Annotated in this window: 17 protein-coding genes and 2 pseudogenes; 11 read left to right on the forward strand and 8 right to left on the reverse strand. The window is 66.8% G+C overall.

The window, feature by feature from the left end:
• From DBR34_RS02320 to DBR34_RS02340, 5 genes are all read right to left on the reverse strand, one after another.
• Positions 1–861: proton-conducting transporter membrane subunit (locus tag DBR34_RS02320; RefSeq protein WP_308812506.1), on the reverse strand; the 861-nt coding region annotated here is incomplete at its 3' end.
• The gene (locus DBR34_RS02325; protein ID WP_128095555.1) at positions 858–1,247 is read right to left on the reverse strand and encodes a Na+/H+ antiporter subunit C; all 390 of its coding nucleotides are present in this window, start codon (positions 1,245–1,247) and stop codon (positions 858–860) included. The genes DBR34_RS02320 and DBR34_RS02325, both read right to left, overlap by 4 nt.
• A complete protein-coding gene (locus tag DBR34_RS02330) occupies positions 1,247–4,075 on the reverse strand; it encodes a monovalent cation/H+ antiporter subunit A (RefSeq protein ID WP_128095556.1) in 2,829 nt (942 codons plus the stop codon). The genes DBR34_RS02325 and DBR34_RS02330 overlap by 1 nt, the downstream gene beginning before the upstream one ends.
• 404 nt (positions 4,076–4,479) lie before the next feature.
• The gene (locus DBR34_RS02335) at positions 4,480–4,962 is read right to left on the reverse strand and encodes an Mpo1-like protein (protein WP_128095557.1); all 483 of its coding nucleotides are present in this window, start codon (positions 4,960–4,962) and stop codon (positions 4,480–4,482) included.
• A gap of 69 nt (positions 4,963–5,031) precedes the next feature.
• Positions 5,032–5,958: a phosphoribosylaminoimidazolesuccinocarboxamide synthase gene (locus DBR34_RS02340; protein ID WP_181393878.1), complete on the reverse strand. Its 927-nt coding sequence runs from the start codon at positions 5,956–5,958 to the stop codon at positions 5,032–5,034.
• A 142-nt stretch (positions 5,959–6,100) separates the two neighbouring features.
• Here DBR34_RS02340 and DBR34_RS02345 point away from each other — a divergent pair, with 142 nt between their 5' ends.
• The 6 genes and pseudogenes from DBR34_RS02345 to DBR34_RS02370 all read left to right on the forward strand — a co-directional run bounded on the left by DBR34_RS02345 (position 6,101) and on the right by DBR34_RS02370 (position 11,773).
• Positions 6,101–6,430: a DnaJ domain-containing protein gene (locus DBR34_RS02345; RefSeq protein ID WP_038685782.1), complete on the forward strand. Its 330-nt coding sequence runs from the start codon at positions 6,101–6,103 to the stop codon at positions 6,428–6,430.
• 44 nt (positions 6,431–6,474) lie between these two features.
• Positions 6,475–7,152: a ribulose-phosphate 3-epimerase gene (gene rpe, locus DBR34_RS02350; RefSeq protein WP_128095559.1), complete on the forward strand. Its 678-nt coding sequence runs from the start codon at positions 6,475–6,477 to the stop codon at positions 7,150–7,152.
• Between the two features lie 3 nt (positions 7,153–7,155).
• Positions 7,156–7,643: pseudogene (locus DBR34_RS02355) on the forward strand (GNAT family N-acetyltransferase).
• 227 nt (positions 7,644–7,870) lie between these two features.
• On the forward strand, positions 7,871–8,803 hold the full coding sequence (gene yegS / locus DBR34_RS02360) for a lipid kinase YegS (RefSeq protein WP_128095560.1): 933 nt from the start codon (positions 7,871–7,873) through the stop codon (positions 8,801–8,803).
• A gap of 171 nt (positions 8,804–8,974) precedes the next feature.
• Positions 8,975–10,450: an anthranilate synthase component I gene (gene trpE / locus DBR34_RS02365; RefSeq protein ID WP_046273053.1), complete on the forward strand. Its 1,476-nt coding sequence runs from the start codon at positions 8,975–8,977 to the stop codon at positions 10,448–10,450.
• A 537-nt stretch (positions 10,451–10,987) separates the two neighbouring features.
• A complete protein-coding gene (locus DBR34_RS02370) occupies positions 10,988–11,773 on the forward strand; it encodes an SIMPL domain-containing protein (RefSeq protein ID WP_128095561.1) in 786 nt (261 codons plus the stop codon).
• Between the two features lie 119 nt (positions 11,774–11,892).
• On the opposite strand, the gene DBR34_RS02375 is transcribed toward DBR34_RS02370, so the two are convergent.
• Both DBR34_RS02375 and DBR34_RS02380 read right to left on the reverse strand, forming a co-directional pair.
• Entirely contained in the window at positions 11,893–12,348 is a 456-nt protein-coding gene (locus DBR34_RS02375; RefSeq protein WP_128095562.1) for a hypothetical protein, read from the reverse strand.
• A gap of 53 nt (positions 12,349–12,401) precedes the next feature.
• Positions 12,402–13,508, reverse strand: a complete 1,107-nt coding sequence (locus DBR34_RS02380; protein WP_128095563.1) for a PAAR domain-containing protein — start codon at positions 13,506–13,508, stop codon at positions 12,402–12,404.
• Between the two features lie 446 nt (positions 13,509–13,954).
• On the opposite strand from DBR34_RS02380, the gene DBR34_RS02385 reads away from it, so the two are divergent.
• The 5 genes from DBR34_RS02385 to DBR34_RS02405 all read left to right on the forward strand — a co-directional run bounded on the left by DBR34_RS02385 (position 13,955) and on the right by DBR34_RS02405 (position 18,106).
• Complete coding sequence (locus DBR34_RS02385) at positions 13,955–14,872, forward strand: SIMPL domain-containing protein (RefSeq protein WP_258223622.1); 918 nt, start codon at positions 13,955–13,957, stop codon at positions 14,870–14,872.
• A gap of 2 nt (positions 14,873–14,874) precedes the next feature.
• Positions 14,875–15,453, forward strand: coding sequence for an aminodeoxychorismate/anthranilate synthase component II (locus DBR34_RS02390; protein ID WP_128095564.1), 579 nt, complete (start codon positions 14,875–14,877; stop codon positions 15,451–15,453).
• Positions 15,454–15,486: 33 nt separating this feature from the next.
• On the forward strand, positions 15,487–16,524 hold the full coding sequence (gene trpD / locus DBR34_RS02395) for an anthranilate phosphoribosyltransferase (protein WP_128095565.1): 1,038 nt from the start codon (positions 15,487–15,489) through the stop codon (positions 16,522–16,524).
• 65 nt (positions 16,525–16,589) lie between these two features.
• Positions 16,590–17,393 carry an indole-3-glycerol phosphate synthase TrpC gene (trpC, locus tag DBR34_RS02400; RefSeq protein ID WP_038685790.1) on the forward strand — a complete coding sequence of 268 codons (804 nt, stop codon included), beginning with the start codon at positions 16,590–16,592 and terminating at the stop codon, positions 17,391–17,393.
• Entirely contained in the window at positions 17,390–18,106 is a 717-nt protein-coding gene (locus DBR34_RS02405; protein WP_128095566.1) for a haloacid dehalogenase-like hydrolase, read from the forward strand. The genes trpC and DBR34_RS02405 overlap by 4 nt, the downstream gene beginning before the upstream one ends.
• A gap of 54 nt (positions 18,107–18,160) precedes the next feature.
• On the opposite strand, the pseudogene DBR34_RS22025 reads toward DBR34_RS02405, so the two are convergent.
• A pseudogene (locus DBR34_RS22025) lies at positions 18,161–18,453 on the reverse strand (sulfite exporter TauE/SafE family protein); the annotation flags it as partial.

Raw genomic sequence — 18,453 nt, forward strand, 5'->3', positions numbered from 1 at the left:
GGCCACGCCCGCCCACAGCAGCCAGTCGCTGCCGTAACCGGCCATCGGGCCCGCACCCTCGCCGAACCACAGCGAACTGACCCGCAGCACCGCGTACAGGCCCACCTTGGTCATGATCGCAAACAGCGCAGCCACCGCCGCCGGCGCACGCGCATAGGCTTCGGGCAGCCACAGGTACAGCGGCATCAGCGCGGCCTTGCTGCAGAACACCAGCAGCAACAACCCCATGGTGGCCTTGACCAGCACCAGGTGCGTGGCCGGTACCTCGGCGATGCGCTGGGACAGCTCGGCCATGTTGAGCGAGCCCAGCGAGGCGTACAGCAGGCCAAGGGCGATCAGGAACAGGGTCGAGGCGGTGACGTTGAACACCACGTAGTGCAGGCCGATCCGCATGCGCAGGCCGCGGCCGCCGCTGAGCAGCAGGCCGTAGGAGGCGATCAGCATCACCTCGAAGAACACGAACAGGTTGAAGATGTCGCCGGTGAGGAAGGCGCCGTTGAGGCCCACCAGCTGGAACTGGAACAGCGCATGGAAGTGCGGCGCGCGCCGGTCCCAGCCCGAGCACGCATGCAGCAGGCACGGGATGGCCAGCAGCAGCGTGGTCACCAGCATCCAGGCCGACAGCCGATCGGCCACCAGCGCGATGCCCAGCCGCGAGGGCCAGTCGCCGAGCAGGTACACCGCGATGCTGCCATCGGCGGTCTGCGCGAACAGCAGCGCCACCGCCGCGGCCAGCGCGGCCAGCGTGGTCCACGCCACCGTACGCTGCACCTTCGGGCCATAACGACGGTGTTCGACGAACAACGAGCAGGCCGCACCGAACAGCGGGATCAGGATGGGCAGGATCACCGCATGGTTCATGCGCCGCCCTCCCGCCCTGGCGCGGTATCGGCCGGCGCGGTGTCCTGGGCTTCCTCATGCGCGTCGACGTGGTCGCTGTGGTTGTCGCTGCGGCTGCGCATGGCCAGCACGATGCTTACCGCGGTCATCGCAAAGGCAATCACGATCGCGGTCAGCACCAGCGCCTGCGGCAACGGGTCGGTGTAGTTGCCGAGGTCGCTGTCGATGCCCTCGCGCAGCACCGGTGCCTTGCCCGTCACCAGCCGGCCGCCGGCGAAGATCAGCAGGTTGGTGGCGTAGGACAGAAAGGTCATGCCCAGGATGACGTCGAAGGTGCGCGCGCGCAGCAGCAGGTAGATGCCGATCGCGCCGAGTACGCCGATGGCGCTTGCCAGGGCCAGTTCCATCAGTGCATCTCCCCGGTTTTTGCCGAACGACGGTTGGGATCGATCTCGCCCTTGCGGGCATTGCGCGTACGCGACGGCTTGATGGTGCCCATCATCGACAGGATCAGCATCGCCCCGCCGAACACCACCAGGTACACGCCGGTATCGAAGCCGATGGCACTGGCCAGCGGGACCTCGCCGATGAGCGGGATGTGCAGGTCCAGGTGGCCGCTGGTCAGGAACGGCACCCCGAACAGCATCGACGCGCTGCCGCTGACGATGGCGATCAACAGGCCGGCACCGATGCAGCGGATGTAGTCGAAGCCGAAGCGCGACTCCACCGAGGTAGTGCCCTGGATCACGTACTGGATCAGCAGCGGTACCGCCAGCACCAGGCCGGCGATGAAGCCGCCGCCGGGGGCGTTGTGGCCGCGCAGGAACAGGAAGATCGACACGGTGAGCGTCAGCGGGAACATGATCTGCGCCAGATCGGCCGGCACCGGCAGCTTGATCGGCGGGCCGGGCATGATCTGCTCCGGCGCCATCCGCGAGCGCCGCAGCATGGCGTGCACCACCAGCGCTGCGATACCGAACACGGTGATCTCACCGAAGGTATCGAAGCCGCGGAAGTCCACCAGGATCACGTTGACCACGTTCTGCCCATACGCCTCGGGCAGGGCGCGCGCGACCAGCTCGCCGGCCATGGTGTTGGGCGGCAGGGTCATCGCGGTATAGGCCGCGGCCGCCAGACCGCCACCGCCGATGATCGCGATCAGGGCATCGCGGCGCTTGCGCCAGCGCGAATGCTCCGGCGCCGATTGAGCAGGCAGGTAGTTCATGCCCAGCAGCATCAGCACCAGCGTGACCATTTCCACCAGCAGCTGGGTCAGCGCCAGGTCCGGGGCCGACAGGAACACGAAGGTGAGCGACACCATCAGGCCCACGCCACCCATCACCAGCACCGCCAGCAGGCGCTGCCGGTACACGAACAGCGCACTGACCGCGCAGGCCATCATCACCAGCCACAGCGCCCAGCCCAACAGGGGGATCGGCTGCGGCGAGGGCCAGTTCGGCGACCCGGGGTTGGCCACGAACGGGGCCAGCGCGACGACGATGGCCACCACCACCAGCGCCATCAGCATGCGCTGCAGGCTGCCATTGGCCAGCGCCTGGGTAAGCCGGTGGGCGAAGCCGAACACCATGTCCAGCTGGGTGTGGAAGATGTTGCGGCCGATCGCGCGGCTCACCACGGCATGCAGGTTGATCAGCCGGCGCAGCCCGAAGTACAGCGCGATGCCGCCCACGACACCGGCGATGCTCATCATCAGCGGCGTGTTGAACCCGTGCCACACCGACAGGCTGTAGGCCGGCATCGCCGGGCCAAGGATCGAAGAGGCGGCCGCGTGCAGCACCGGGGCGATGGTGATGGCCGGGGCCACGCCCACCGCCACGCACACCACCACCAGGATCTCCACCGGCACCTTCATGAAGCGCGGCGGCTCGTGCGGTACGCGGTCCAGGTCGTGCGGGCCCTTGCCGAAGAAGGTGTCGTGCACGAAGCGCAGGCTGTAGGCCACGCCGAACACGCCGGCCAGCAGCGCGGCGATGGACATGGCCAGGCGCATGGTCTCCGGGCCACCGGCATCCAGTGCCTCGGCGAACAGCATTTCCTTGGACAGGAAGCCGTTGAGCAGCGGAATGCCGGCCATCGCCAGCGAGGCGATGATCGCCAGCGCGCTGGTGAACGGCATCAACCGGCGCAGGCCGCCCAGCTTGCGCATGTCGCGGGTGCCGGTCTCGTGGTCGATGATGCCCGCGGCCATGAACAGCGAGGCCTTGAAGGTGGCGTGGTTGAGGATGTGGAACACGCCGGCGACCACGGCCATCGGCTTGGACAGCCCGAACAGCATCGTGATCAGGCCCAGGTGGGAGATCGTCGAATACGCCAGCAGGCCCTTCAGGTCGTGCTGGAAGATCGCGTTCCAGGCGCCGATCAGCAGGGTGATCGCGCCGATCCCGCTGACCGTATAGAAGAACAGCTCGGTCCCCGACAGTGCCGGATGCAGCCGCGCCAGCAGGAACACGCCCGCTTTGACCATCGTGGCCGAGTGCAGGTAGGCCGACACCGGGGTGGGCGCGGCCATGGCGTGCGGCAGCCAGAAGTGGAACGGGAACTGCGCGCTCTTGGTGAAGATGCCGGCCAGGACCAGGAACAGCGCGTAGGGGTACAGCGCGCTGGCACGGATCAGATCGCCGCTGGCCAGCACCGCATCCAGCTCGAAGCTGCCCACGATGCGGCCGATCAGCAGCACGCCGCCGAGCAGGGCCAGGCCGCCGCCGCCGGTGACCACCAGGGCCATCCGCGCGCCCTCGCGGGCGTCCTGCCGGTGCGACCAGAAGCCGATCAGCAGGAACGAGCTGATGCTGGTCATTTCCCAGAACACCATCAGCAGCAACAGGTTGCCCGACAGCACCATGCCCAGCATGGCGCCCATGAACAGCAGCAGGTAGCAGTAGAAGCGGTGGGCGCTGTCGCGCGGGCTGAGGTAGTAATGCGCGTACATCACCACCAGCGCGCCGATGGCCAGCACCAGGCCGGCGAACATCCAGGCCAGGCCGTCCAGGCGCAGCGAGAAGGCCAGGCCGATCTGCGGCAACCAGTCGCCGAAGCTGCGCACGACGCCCCCGACGAGGATGTCCGGGGTCATGGTCGCCAGCAGCGCCAGCCCACCCAAGGGGGCGGCCGCGGCCAACCAGGCGGCCGTGGAGCGGGAGGTGCGGCGGAATGAGGCGACCGCCACGGCCATCAGGAAGGGCAGGGCGAGCAGCAGGAGCAGGCTGGGATTCATGCAGGGAATACGCGATTCACGAGCAGGCCGTTCAGTCTAACAGGCAGGCAATTGCTGCCGATACACCCGAATACGCCATCAATTGCATGTAACGTGCGTGATTCATTTTTTCCACCCTCGTGTCGTGCCCATTCGAGACCGCTGACGGGCGTATGGAACGGCGCTGCCGACTTTGCCGGATCTGGCCCCTCGAAGGGGTCTGAAGCCAGTAACCGCAGGGCCTGCGCCCTGCACGAAGATGAACGCCGGATGGCTGCGCACAGCCGCTCACGGCGATGCTGGACGCACGTGCGTCGCGCGCCGGTGAGCATCGTTTTCGTTCAGAAAAAACCGGGGAGGTGCCGAAAACCGGATAGGTGCTCAAACACCGGGCAGGTGCCGACCGTGGGTCGGCACGGGGCAGCTCAATAAGCCACGCCCAACCGCCGGTACAGCTTGGCCACCACCCACGCCGGCCCGATCAGCAGGTAGGTCAGGTCGGTGAGGAAGCTCGGCTTGCGCCCTTCGAATTTGTGGCCGATGAACTGTGCGATCCAGGCCACCACGAACACACCGATGGCCACCCACATCAGGTTGTGCAGGCCGATCTCGGCCTCCAGCAGGCGGCACAGGCAGCCGAACACGAACAGCAGCACCAGCATGCCGATGCCCAGCGAGCGCGACAGCCGGTTGTAGAAGCACCACGCGGCGAACATCGCAAAGGCCGACCAGATCCCGTTCTGGAACCAGGTGACCAGCGGCGGCAGGCACCACAGCAGGGCCACCACCGACCAGAGGATCGCCGGCACCGCCACCACGTGGATGTGCTGGTTCAGCACATTGCGGTGGTCGTCGGAATAGCTGGCGAAGTAGCGGTCGATCGGGCGCGCGACGGTGGTGGTGGTCATGTTCCCTCCCAGGATCGGCACAGCATACCGCCGGGACCCCCGGCCATCACAGCCGGGGGCGCAGGCGAATCAGTCGACCGAGATGCCGGCCAGGCGCTGCAGCGCCTCGGCGTACTTGGCGCGGGTGCGCTCGATGATGTCGGCCGGGATGCTCGGGCCCGGGGCGGTCTTGCCCCAGTCCAGCGTCTCCAGGTAGTCGCGCACGAACTGCTTGTCGTAGCTCGGCGGGCTGGTGCCCACCTCGTACTCGTCGGCCGGCCAGTACCGCGAGGAGTCCGGGGTCAGCATCTCGTCCATGATGTACAGGCGACCGTCGGCATCGGTACCAAACTCGAACTTGGTGTCGGCCAGGATGATGCCGCGTTCGCGGGCGTAGTCGGCGGCGAACTTGTAGATGCGCAGGGTGGCATCACGCACGCGCTCGGCGAGGTCTGCACCCACGGCCTTCACCATCGCATCGAAATCGATGTTCTCGTCATGGTCGCCCACGGCGGCCTTGGTCGAGGGGGTGAAGATCGGCTCGGGCAACTGCTCGGCCTGGCGCAGGCCATCGGGCAGGTCGATGCCGCTGACCTTGCCGGTGCGCTGGTAATCCTTCCAGCCGCTGCCGATCAGGTAGCCGCGGGCAATGGCTTCCACCGGCACCGGCTTGAGCTTGCGGGTAACCACCGCGCGCTTGGCGTACAGGGCCGGGTCCACGCCCTCGGGCAGCACGCTGGCCACGTCGATGCCGGTCAGGTGGTTGGGCATCAGGTGGGCGGTCTTGGCGAACCAGAAGTTCGATACCTGGCAGAGCATTTCGCCCTTGCCCGGGATCGGATCGGGCAGCACCACGTCGAAGGCCGACAGACGGTCGGTGGCGACCATCAGCAGGTAGTCCCCCGGCGGCGTGCCGGCGGGCAGCCGGTCGCGCGGAATGTCAAAAACATCACGCACCTTGCCGCGATGGCGCAAGGGCAGGCCGGGGAGATCGGATTGCAACAACGTGGTCGGCACGGGCACTCCTGGGGCTTGTCATGACAGCCGTCCAAGGGACCCTGAGGGCCCGCACAGACAGCGGGCGGCCTAGTGTAAAGCGGGTTGGGCCCGCTGTGACGTAAAATGAGGCTCCTTTGTTGCCACGGCCGCCCAGACGACCATGCGCTGGTACGGAAAACTGCTCGGATTCATCGCCGGGGCCCTGCTGTTCAGGCCCAATCCGCTGTTTGGTGCCGTGGTCGGGCTGCTGATCGGGCATGCCTTCGACGCCGACTGGTTCCGCCTGAACAAGGAGAACCCCTACCGCGAGCTGGGGCTGACCTCCGAGGCCACCGACGCCGAGATCGACCTGGCCTACCGCCGCCTGATGTCCCAGTACCACCCCGACAAGGTGGTCGGCGCCGCCCCGGAGCTGCGCCAGCAGGCCGAGCGCAAGTCGCGCCAGCTCAACGCCGCCTACGACCGCATCAAGACCCTGCGCAAGCGCTGAGCGCGCGCAGGGCGCCCCCTTTCCAAGTACTGAAGGCCCCGGCCATGTCCAACTGCATCATCGCCCCCTCCATCCTGTCCGCCAATTTCGCCCGCCTGGGGGAGGAAGTGGACAACGTGCTCGCCGCCGGTGCGGACTGGGTGCACTTCGATGTGATGGACAACCACTACGTGCCCAACCTGACCATCGGCCCGATGGTCTGCCAGGCCCTGCGCAAGCACGGTGTCACCGCGCCGATCGACGTGCACCTGATGGTGGAGCCGGTGGACCGCATCATTCCGGACTTCGCCGAGGCCGGTGCCACCTACATCAGCTTCCACCCGGAAGCCTCGCGCCACGTCCACCGCACCATCCAGCTGATCCGTTCGCTGGGCTGCAAGCCGGGCCTGGTGCTCAACCCCGGCACGCCGGTGGACATCCTGGACTGGGTGCTGGACGACCTGGACCTGGTGCTGCTGATGTCGGTCAACCCGGGCTTCGGCGGCCAGGCGTTCATTCCCTCGGCGCTGGACAAGCTGCGCGTGGTCCGCCAGAAGATCGATGCCAGCGGGCGCGACATCCGCCTGGAGATCGACGGCGGGGTGAAGGCCGACAACATCGGGGCGATCGCCGCCGCCGGTGCCGACGCCTTCGTGGCCGGCTCGGCAATCTTCAACGCCAAGACCAGCTACCAGGACGTGATCGCGCAGATGCGCCACAACGTCGCCCAGGCGCGGGGCTGAGCCATGACGGAGGCTACCGTGAGCATCCGCGTGGCCACCGCCGACGATGCAGCGCTGATCCTGCGCTTCATCCGCGAACTGGCCGCTATGAAAAGGCCGCGTCGTCGGTGCAGACCGACGAGGCCGGCATCCGTGCCAGCCTGTTCGGGCCGGCGGCCAAGGCGCACGCGCTGATCTGCGAATCCAACGGCGCGGCCATCGGCTACGCCGTGTATTTCTACAACTATTCCACCTGGCTGGGCCGCAACGGCATCTACCTGGAAGACCTGTACGTCAGCCCGGACAGCCGCGGCAGCGGTGCGGGCAAGGCGCTGCTGCAGCACATTGCGCGCATCGCGGTGGCTGAGGGCTGCGGGCGGTTTGAATGGTCGGTACTGGACTGGAACGAACCGGCGATCAAGTTCTATGAAGCGGCGGGGGCGAAGCCGCAGAGCGAGTGGACGGTGTACCGGATGGAAGGTGAGGCGTTGCGGACCTTCGCCGAAGGCTGAGCACCCGTAGAGCCGACCGTTGGTCGGCTGCGCTCATCGCAGGACAAAAAAAAGGCCGCACCCTGACGGATGCGGCCCTGAGAATACTCGGAGGCTGATCCTGCCTCCATCCATCGTCCCTGCTATGGCCTTCCATTCTCCGGCCCGCCGGTGACCGTTTGATGACGTTCACCGGCCTCGACGGCGGCCCTGCTAGCCTGCGCCTCCCCCTCTCGTGGAAGTGCTGCATGAGCCGTACCCGCTGGCGTCTGATCCTCAACGGCAAGTCCACCGGCAATACGGATCTGCGCGAGGCCGTGCACGCCATGCGCGAGCGGGGGGTGCAGCTGGAGGTGCGGGTGACCTGGGAGGACGGTGACGCCGAGCGCTACGTGGCCGAGGCGATCGAGCACGGGGTGGATACGATCATCGCCGCCGGAGGCGACGGCACCCTGAGCGAAGTGGCCGAAACCCTGGCGCACCGGCCGGAGCCCGCCGACGCGCTGCCTTCGCTGGGGCTGGTGCCGCTGGGCACTGCCAATGATTTCGCCACCGCCGCGGGCATTCCCGATGCGCCACTGGAGGCGCTGACGTTGATCGAACAGGAGGCCGCCCGCCCGGTCGACCTGCTGAACATCGATGCCGACGGCAAGCGCTGGTGGTGTGCCAATGTCGCCAGCGGCGGCTTCGGAACCGAGGTCACGGTGGAAACCGATGAAGGCCTGAAGAAGGTGCTCGGCGGCTTGGCCTACCTGGTGACCGGCATCTCGCGGCTGGGCCGGATCGATCCGATCCGTGCGCGCCTGCGCGCCCCCGGGTTCGACTGGGAAGGCGGCTTCATCGCGCTCGGCATCGGTAACGGGCGACAGGCCGGCGGCGGGCAGGTGCTGTGCCCGGACGCCGTGGTCGACGACGGCCTGCTCGATGTCACCGTCATTCCCGAACTCACCGGTGAGGTCGCCTCCACCATCGGCGCGCTGCTCAAGGGCGGCAAGCAGGGCGCGCTCGAGCAGGTGGCCCATCGCGCCCGCGCGCCGTGGGTGGAGATCGAGGCCGAGCAGCCGATCACCCTGAACCTGGACGGCGAGCCGGTGAAGGCCCGCCAGTTCCGCATCGAATGCGTGGCCGCGCGGGTCCGCATGCACCTGCACCCGGGCAGCCACCTGCTGTCGCCGCCCTGACCGAACGGGCCCGCCGGCCAGGGTTTCCCTCGCACCCCCAGCTGCGATACAGTCACCGGGTGTCCATTCTGACGACCCCGCATACCCTTTCTTCCGCTCGCCGTTGGTGGCGATGGTGGCCTGTTGCCGTCGTCCGTCCCACCCCCGCCGCATCCCGGAAGGAAAGTCGTCTTGATCACGTTCGAGCAGTTCCAGCAGCAGGCCGCTGAAGGCCACACCCGCATCCCCGTCGTCCGCGAAGTGCTGTCCGACCTGGACACGCCGCTTTCGGTCTATCTGAAGCTCGCCGACGGCCCGCATACCTATCTGTTTGAATCGGTCGAGGGCGGCGAACGCTTCGGGCGCTATTCCATCATCGGCCTGCCGGCGCGCCGGGTGTATGCCTTCCATGGCCACACCCTGACCGTCAGCGAATCGGGCCAGGTGGTTGACACCCGAGAGGTGGCCGACCCGTTCGCCGAAGTCGAGGCGCTGCGCAGCGCCCATTCGGTGCCCAAACTCGCCGGCCTGCCGGGCTTCACCGGCGGCCTGGTGGGCTGGTTCGGGTTCGAGTGCATCGGTTACATCGAGCCGCGCCTGGCGCCGCCGCGGGGCCGCGACGAACTGGGCACGCCGGACATCCTGCTGCTGCACTCCGAAGAGCTGGCGGTGTTCGACAACCTCAAGGGCCGCTTGTACCTGATCGTGCACGCCGACCCGGGCCAGCCCGGGGCGTGGGACCAGGCGCAGGCCAAGCTCGATGCGCTGGTGGCCAAGCTGCGTGCACCGGGCGCGGGCTACCCGGCGCCGATCACCCGCGACGTGCTCGACGAGAACGACTTCGTCTCCGGCTTCACACGCGAAGGCTTCATTGCGGCAGTCGACAAATCCAAGGAATACATCCGCGCCGGCGACATCTTCCAGGTGGTGCTCAGCCAGCGCCTGAGCGTGCCGTTCAAGGCGCGCCCGGTGGATGTGTACCGCGCGCTGCGCGCGCTGAATCCGTCGCCGTACATGTACTTCCTGGATACCGGTGACGTGCAGGTGGTGGGCTCCTCGCCGGAAATCCTGGTGCGACTGCAGGATGGCAACGTCACCGTGCGCCCGATCGCCGGCACCCGCCCGCGCGGGGCCACGGTGGAAGAAGACAACGCGCTGGAAGCCGAACTGCTGGCCGATCCCAAGGAGCGCGCCGAGCACCTGATGCTGATCGATCTGGGCCGCAACGATGCGGGCCGCGTCTCGCAGGCGGGCACGGTGGAAGTGGGCGAACAGTTCGTGATCGAGCGCTACAGCCACGTCATGCATATCGTCAGCGAAGTGACCGGGAAGCTGCAGCCGGGCCTGAGCTACGCCGACGTGCTGCGTGCGACCTTCCCGGCCGGCACGGTCAGCGGCGCACCGAAGATCCGCGCGCTGGAAGTGATCCGCGAGCTGGAGCCGATCAAGCGCAACGTCTACGCCGGCAGCATCGGCTACATCGGTTGGCATGGCGACGCCGACACCGCCATCGCGATCCGCACCGCCGTCATCAAGGACGGCCGCCTGCATGTTCAGGCCGGTGCGGGCATCGTGTACGACTCCGATCCCGGCAAGGAATGGGACGAGACGATGAACAAGGGCCGCGCGTTGTTCCGTGCCGTTGCGCAGGCGGCGAAGGGCCTGTAAGCCGGGGTGCCCTGGCGGAGCGCCTCGAGCTTTCTGCATCAGCGTTTTATCAGCACGCGTGGCTGCACGCGTGCACGCGCTGCCGCACTCGGCGTGTGGTATTGCAGCAACTAGCGCTCGGTGTTTTTATCGGTTCTACCCAAAACGTCGGTGCCCACAATGCGGAGTTCAGCAATTCCGATGAGATGGGACTCACCGCCGTTATCCAACGGCGCGCCGAGTGTGACAACGGCAGTGACATCCGCTGCCGCACCGCCCCAATTTCTCAGACAGGAAGCGGCAGGCCGTCGCGGTCCGGGACCGCACCCGGCCGCCATAACTACGGTCAAGATCCACTTCGCCGTTTCTCGGCACGGCGGCTCCCCCAAGCCGAGCTGATCGAGTGCTGCATGATGGCGTACCCTCAAAAGGTCCCCGACGCGGCCTTTGGCGGCGCGTGGCAGGTGCCCGCCTGCGCATTCTGTGCGGGTCTGGCCCGTCGGTTTGTCTGCCGTCGTGCACCGTCACCCTCTCTCACCAAAGACAAGGATCCAACGCATGAAGCTGCTGCACGCACTGCTGCTGTCGTCGACGCTGGCCATGATGGCCCCGAACGTCTGGGCGCAGGCCAATACCATTCCTTCGCAGCCGCACCTGCTGGTCAAGGGCGAGGCTGCGCGCCAGGTCATGCCTGATCGCTTCGGTGTGTCGGTGCAGCTGGTGTCGGTGGACCTGAAGACCGAAGCGGCACGCCGCCGCGTGCAGGATAATGGGCGCCAAGTCCTTGCGCTGTTCGAGCGCAACGGGGCATTGGCCGACAGCGTGAAGGCCGAGAATCTGCAGGTGAGTCCGCAGACCCGCTACAAGGACGGCACCAGCGTGTTCGTCGGCATCTCGGTGAGCCAGTCGTTGCAGGCCAGTTTTGCCGATGGCGCGAGCCTGCAGCGGTTCCTCGGTGGGCTGCAGGCCAGCCAGGAAGTGCAGGTGTCCACCCAGAGTCCCGTCTATTCCGCGGAAGCGATGCTGCGTGCCGAGCTCAAGGCCGAGGCCGCCGCGCAGACCCGCGAGTCGGCTAAGGGCCTGGCGGGCGCCTATGGGGCAAAGGTCATCGGCCTGTACAGCATTTCCGATGTCGCTCCGGACTTCGCCTATGGCGTGCAGGCGGGCCAATGGCCGCGCGGGCAAGGCGCGCCGCCGCTCAGGAACCTGTCCCCGCCCAAGCCAAGCCCGGCAGGTGCGCCAGCCCAGGATGGCTTCAGCGACACCGGCGAAGTCATCAAAGCCGGTCCCATCACGTATACGGAAAACGTGTACGCCATTTTCCTTATCCAGGACGGGCGCTGACCATCTTGATGCGATAGCTGCAACAGCACACCCGCAGGCGCTGGTTGCCGGAGGTCAAGTGGTGCGCAACGGCGCATCCAGCGTCCAAACAAGCTGCATGCGCGCCTGCCAGCCGGATCTCACCGGCGCGCAGCATCCAGACCCTGCGCCACATCGGCACTGACGATCCGGAGGGTCGCAGTGCCCACGGGCCGGAAAATACGGGTGCCGTCCGTTGGCGCGTTGATTGACACCTCCGCGGTTACATCCAGGTGCCGCCCGCCAAACGCTTCAAGTTCGTGCCGGGTGATGAGGCCGGAGATCGAAACAGACTGGTCGGGCGCCACTACCGTGACGTTCGACAGCAACGCGGCGTTCGGCATGTTTCGCGACAGTTTTCTGCTGTGCTGGGCGCGGTTGTCGTGCAGGACGATGCGGGGGCCCACGCTGCGCATGAACTCGAGAGGAAGCTGGACAGGTTCCTTATGGGTATTCCTGATCGTGATCTCGAAGCGAACGTTGTCTTTGTTGTTGAAAATGCACACTGATTTGCCGTCGCAGTGGGCGCCTACCGCGAAGTTGCTATCGATTTCCATGGTTGAGTTTCCAGCGTTGGTTCCGCTACAGATAAGCAGGCTCACACAAAGAATCAGACGACGGTGCACTTTATCGTCCTCCCGAGTTGTGCAGTCAAAAATTCCTGAGCTTCGATGGCAATTGGCCACGCATGTCGCAGTCTGATGGTCGCGTGGTCGACCGTGGACAGAATCGTTGCGTCAGGGTCACTGGCCGGCCTGACATACACTGCGATGATTTCGGTCTCATCCAGCAGTCCATCATGTCGATAGTACCGGACCACCTCATGAGCAAGTTCGTTGTCAGTGTACTCATCTGGGAGGTCGATGCAGTGCGCATACTCGTGGGCCATCGTCCAGGCCGTGGTCTCTTTGGACACATTCACAATCAGACCCTCAACATTCTCCCGGCCCTGCCGTGCTGCAATCCGCATAGTGTAGTCGTGGCCCGCATCAACCCATTCAACCTTGTGCCGAATTGGAAAGCGTCGTTCCCCGCACCGCGGGTCTGCAACGGCCAATGTGTGCTTGCCATTCCAGTACCTGTCCACGGCGGTCTGTAACCGCTCTTTGACGGCGCTGACATCGTCGGTGGTCAAGCCATCCTCAGGCTCGACCTTAAACTTGACCACAACATCCATTTCGCCACTTGAACGCAGTGGTATGCGGATGCTGAACTTGGCAGGTATTTCGGTATCGAACTCGTTGCCCTCAGCGTCATAGATCACGAAGTATCGATTGTAGGCTTCGGTTGAGACTGCCTTGCTGTGGTCTTCCAGCCAGCATCCTGGGGCGCTCCCGCTGGCTGAGAGTCTGGAGGGCGGCAGCGTTTCGCGTTGGGGTGGACTCAACGATTGCCGGTTCTCGGTCGTGGGTGCCGGTCGCGAAGTTGGAGTCGTTCCTGCTGCGGCCGCGCCGCCCTCAATAAACGCCAACGACTGCCGTCCAGCGATCAGCTGGCACCCGCAACTCACTTTGTCCCCGTGCCGCGCGGCTGGGTTGCCGTCGATGATCAGCGTGGTATCGCCGGAGACGATCGTGCCTGGGCCGTGGGCCTTGCAGATGACCCGGTCGCCCACGCGCGCCATGGCCGATCCATCGATATCGGTAAACGGTGAGCCGCTTACCACGGTGCCGCCACCACTGAGACTGTCGCCCACAACGATGAACAGTCGCGCCATCCTGGCGTCTCCCACATTCCTTGAAGTGCGGACACGGTAGGTGCACAGCGTTGTGCTCGCAAGTGGTGCGCGCGGGATCTGCAGTCCGGACCACGGAAGGGGGGCGCCCAGGCGATGTGTGCCTGCCCCGTCCACAGCCAACGGAGGGCGCCTGACCCCCGCGCCATTGCGCCGGAGATCTGATACCCTTGAGGGGCAAGGCGTAGAAGCCCTTGCTCGGCTTCTCCCTACAGTCTGAAACCCGAGTTATCCCATGACCCGCACCGCGCTGAACAACGTAGCCAAGTGGTGGCGCTTCCAATAGGAAGCGGCAGGTCGTCGCGGTCCCGGACCGCACCTTGCCGCCGTATCGGCGGGCAAGATCCAGTTCAACGCTCCCCGGCACGGCGGCTCCCTCAAACAGGAGCTGATGCAGTGCTGCACCATGGCGTACCCCAGCAGAGTGCTTGTTCCCCGACGCGGCCTTCGGCTGCGTGCGGCAGGGGACCGCATGCGCGGTCGCTGCGGATCCGGCCTGTCTGTTCATCGACCGTCGTACACGACCACCCCTCCTCACCAATGACAAGGAATACCGCATGAAGCTGCTGAGCGCATTGCTGTTGTCATCGACGCTGGCCGTGGTGGCCGGGCCCGCATGGGCACAGGCCAACACCATTCCCTCGCAGCCCCATCTGCTGGTCAAGGGCAGCGCCACCCGGACGGTGATGCCGGACCGCTTCACGGTAAAGGTGGCGCTGGAATCGATCGACATGCAGACCGACACCGCCCGCGCCCGCGTACAGGCCAACGCCGAGCGGGTGCTGCAGCTGTTTGCCCGGCACGGTGCCATCGAGGGCACCGTGCGCGCCGCCAACCTGAGCATCTCGCCCTCTACGCGCTATCGCAACGATGAGGAGGTGTTCAACGGCACCGCCGCCCAGCGCGACCTGAAGGCCGAATTCCCGGACGCGCAGGCCCTGAAAGCCTTCCTGGGCGAGCTGAAGGCCAGCCGCGAGGTTCAGGTCAGTACCGCTGAACCCACGTACTCGGGTGAAAGCCGCCTGCGTGGCGAACTGAAGGCCGAGGCTGCCGCGCAGACGCGCGAATCGGCCAAGGGCCTGGCCGGCGCATACGGCACGAAGATCACCGGCCTGTACAGCATTTCCGACGTCGCACCGAACTTCGCTTATGGCGTGCAGGCCGGCACCTGGGGCACGCCCGGCCGGGATGGCTTCGGCGACGGTGGAGAAAGCACAACGCTGGACAGAGTGGCCGTGACCGGATCGCGCTATCGCGCGTCGTCGGGCGGCGAACTGCTCACCGCCGCGCCCATCACGTACACGGAAAACGTGTACGCCATTTTCCTCATTCAAGACGGACCCTGACCATGTTGTTGATGCTCGACAACTACGACAGCTTCACCTACAACCTCGTGCAGTACCTGCAGACGCTGGGCGCCGAGGTCAAGGTGGTGCGCAACGACGCCTTGAGCGTCGATGAGATCGCCGCGCTCGCCCCCGAGCGCATCGTGATTTCGCCCGGCCCGTGCACGCCCAACGAAGCGGGCGTGTCGCTGGAGCTGATCCGCCGGCTCGGCCCGACCACGCCGATTCTCGGCGTGTGCCTGGGCCACCAGAGCATCGGCCAGGTCTACGGCGGCGATGTCATCCGCGCCACCAACATCATGCACGGCAAGACCTCGCCGATCCGGCATGAGGGCCGCGGCGTGTTCGCTGGCCTGCCGGACCGCTACCAGGCCACGCGCTACCACTCGCTGGTGGTGGACAAGACCACGCTGCCGGACTGCCTGGAAGTGACCGCCTGGACCGAGAACGAGGACGGCAGCATCGAAGAGATCATGGGCCTGCGCCACCGCGAGCACCCGGTCGAAGGCGTGCAGTTCCACCCCGAGTCGATCCTCACCGAGCATGGCCACGCCCTGCTGAAGAACTTCCTGCAGCGCTGAGCGCGCCGCACCCGCACCACAAAGGACCCCCGCATGACCTTCTCCCCCCAGGAAGCCCTGCAGCGCACCATCGAGCACCGCGAAATCTTCTTCGACGAAATGGTCGACCTGATGCGCCAGGTGATGCGCGGTGACGTTTCGCCGGTGATGACCGCCGCGATCCTCACCGGCCTGCGGGTCAAGAAGGAAACGGTGGGCGAGATCGCCGGCGCGGCCACGGTGATGCGTGAGCTGGCGTTGGCCGTGCCGGTGGAGGACAAGACCCACCTGGTGGACATCGTGGGGACCGGCGGCGACGGCTCGCACACCTTCAACATCTCCACCTGCGCGATGTTCGTGGTGGCGGCGGCCGGCGCCAAGGTGGCCAAGCACGGCAACCGCAGCGTGTCGTCCAAGTCCGGCAGCGCCGATGCGGTGGAAGCGCTGGGCGCGGTCATCGACCTGCGCCCGGACGAGGTGGCCCGCGCCATCACCGAGACCGGTATCGGCTTCATGTTCGCGCCGATGCACCACCCGGCGATGAAGGTGGTGGCACCGGTCCGCCGCGAGATGGGCGTGCGCACCATCTTCAACATCCTCGGCCCGCTGACCAACCCGGTGGGCGCCACCAACGTGCTGATGGGCGTGTTCCACCCCGATCTGGTCGGCATCCAGGCGCGCGTGCTGCGCGAGCTGGGCGCCGAACGTGCGCTGGTGGTGTGGGGCCGCGACAACATGGACGAGATCTCGCTGGGCGCCGGCACGCTGGTGGGCGAGCTGCGCGACGGCAAGGTGCGCGAGTACGAGATCCACCCGGAAGACTTCGGCATTGCGATGTCGGCCAGTCGCAACCTGAAGGTGGCCAACCCCGACGAGTCGATTGCGATGCTGCGCGCGGTGCTCGACAACCAGCCCGGCCCGGCGCTGGATATCGTGGCGCTCAACGCCGGTGCGGCCCTGTATGTGGCCGGCGTGGCCGACAGCATCGCCGACGGTCTGGCCCGGGCCCGGGCGGCCATTGCCGACGGCAGTGCCCGTTCGCGCATGGCGCAGTACGTGGCGGCCACCCAGCGCATCCGCGCGGACGGCTGAGCCGTCCGTTTCACGCTTTGCCCATGGCTGGCCGATAATGGCCGGCCTGAAGGACCCTGACTGACATGAGCGACAAGAGCGACATCCTCGACACCATCCTGGCCCGCAAGGCCGAAGAAGTGGCCGCGCGCCGCGCGCAGGTGCCGTTGGAGGCGCTGATCGCCCGGGTCGAGCAGGCGCCGCCGGTGCGGGGCTTTGCCGACGCGCTGCGCGCCTCGATCGCCGCCGGCAACCCGGCGGTAATCGCCGAGGTGAAGAAGGCCAGCCCGTCCAAGGGCGTGATCCGCGCCGACTTCCACCCGGCCGACATCGCGGTCAGCTACGAGTTCGGCGGCGCCAGCTGCCTGTCGGTGCTGACCGACGTGGACTTCTTCCAGGGCAGCGATGCCTACCTGCAGCAGGCCCGCGACGCGTGCACGCTGCCGGTGCTGCGCAAGGACTTCGTGATCGACGCCTACCAGGTGTACGAGGCGCGCGTGCTTGGCGCCGACTGCATCCTGCTGATCGTGGCGGCACTGGACGACCGCCAGCTGGCCGCGCTGTCCGACCTGGCCATGCAGCTGGGCATGGACGTGCTGGTGGAAGTGCACGACATCGACGAGCTCGAGCGCGCCATCCAGGTGCCGGTGCCGCTGATCGGCATCAACAACCGCAACCTGCGCACCTTCGAGGTCTCGCTGCAGACCACCCTGGACATGCGCCAGGCGGTGCCGCGCGATCGGCTGCTGGTGACCGAAAGCGGCATCCTGGGTGCCGACGACGTCAGCCTGATGCGCAACGCCGGCGTGCATGCCTTCCTGGTCGGTGAGGCGTTCATGCGGGTGGAAGAGCCCGGCGAGGGCCTGCGTCAGCTATTCTTCAGCGCATGACTGCGATCTACCCAACGCCGCGCGACGACGCCCCGCTGGTGGTCTTCGATTTCGATCACACCCTCTACGACGGTGATTCGGGCAGCCACCTGTTCGCCTGGCTGATCAAGCGCAACCCCCTGCGGCTGCTGGTCGCGCTGCTGGCCACCCCGATCCTGGGCCCGCTGGTGGCGCTGCTGCCCACCCGCCGCCGCGGGATTTCCGGGTATGTGTGGATCGCCACCTTCGGTCTGCACCGCGCGCGTGACCTCAACAAGGCCATCGACCGCTACGTGCTCACCCATGAGGCCGACATCCGCCGCCGGCTGCTGCCGGTGGCGCTGGACGTGTTCGCCCAGCACCGTGACCAGGGCGACCGGGTGGTGGTGGCCACCGGCGCGCCGCCGGAGCTGGCCCGCGCCATCCTCACCTTTGTCGCCCACCAGGGCGTGCCGGTGATCGGCACCGAGGTGGGCCCGTGCCTGGGCGCGGTGGTTGCCACCCGCCACTGCCACAACGAAGAGAAGATGCGCATGCTGCGCGAGCGCGGCTACGGCGAGATCGCCATTGCCTACTCCGACAGCAGCGCCGACCTGCCGCTGCTGCTGGCCGCCAAGGCGCCGGTGGTGGTGAACCCGAAGGCCTCGCGGGTGGCGCACTTCCGGCAGGTGCTGCCGCCGGGTACGCCGATTCTCAACTGGGGCTGCGTCGATCGAGCGGGCGACCCGGTCTGACCGGCGCGATCAAGGATGCGTCTGGCGTCGTCCCGGCGGGATGACGCAACCGGCTCAGGCCGCGCGCCACTGCAGCACTGCCTGGCCGATCTGGAACAGGCTGATGGCCAGGACCAGCACGCCCACGGCCACCAGCACCCAGCGCTCCTTGACCCGCTTCACCAGCAGCGCGGCGACCGGCGCGGCCATCATCCCGCCGATCAGCAGCCCGGCGACGATGTTCAGGTACTGCAGGCCCATGGTCAGCAGGAAGGTGATCGATACCGCCAGGGTGACCACGAACTCGGCGGCGTTGACCGTGCCGATGGTGGTACGCGCCTGGCCGCCCCGGGCCAGCAGGGTGGAGG

It is taken from the genome of Stenotrophomonas sp. HMWF003 (genome assembly GCF_003061285.1).
GTDB lineage: Bacteria > Pseudomonadota > Gammaproteobacteria > Xanthomonadales > Xanthomonadaceae > Stenotrophomonas > Stenotrophomonas maltophilia_AP.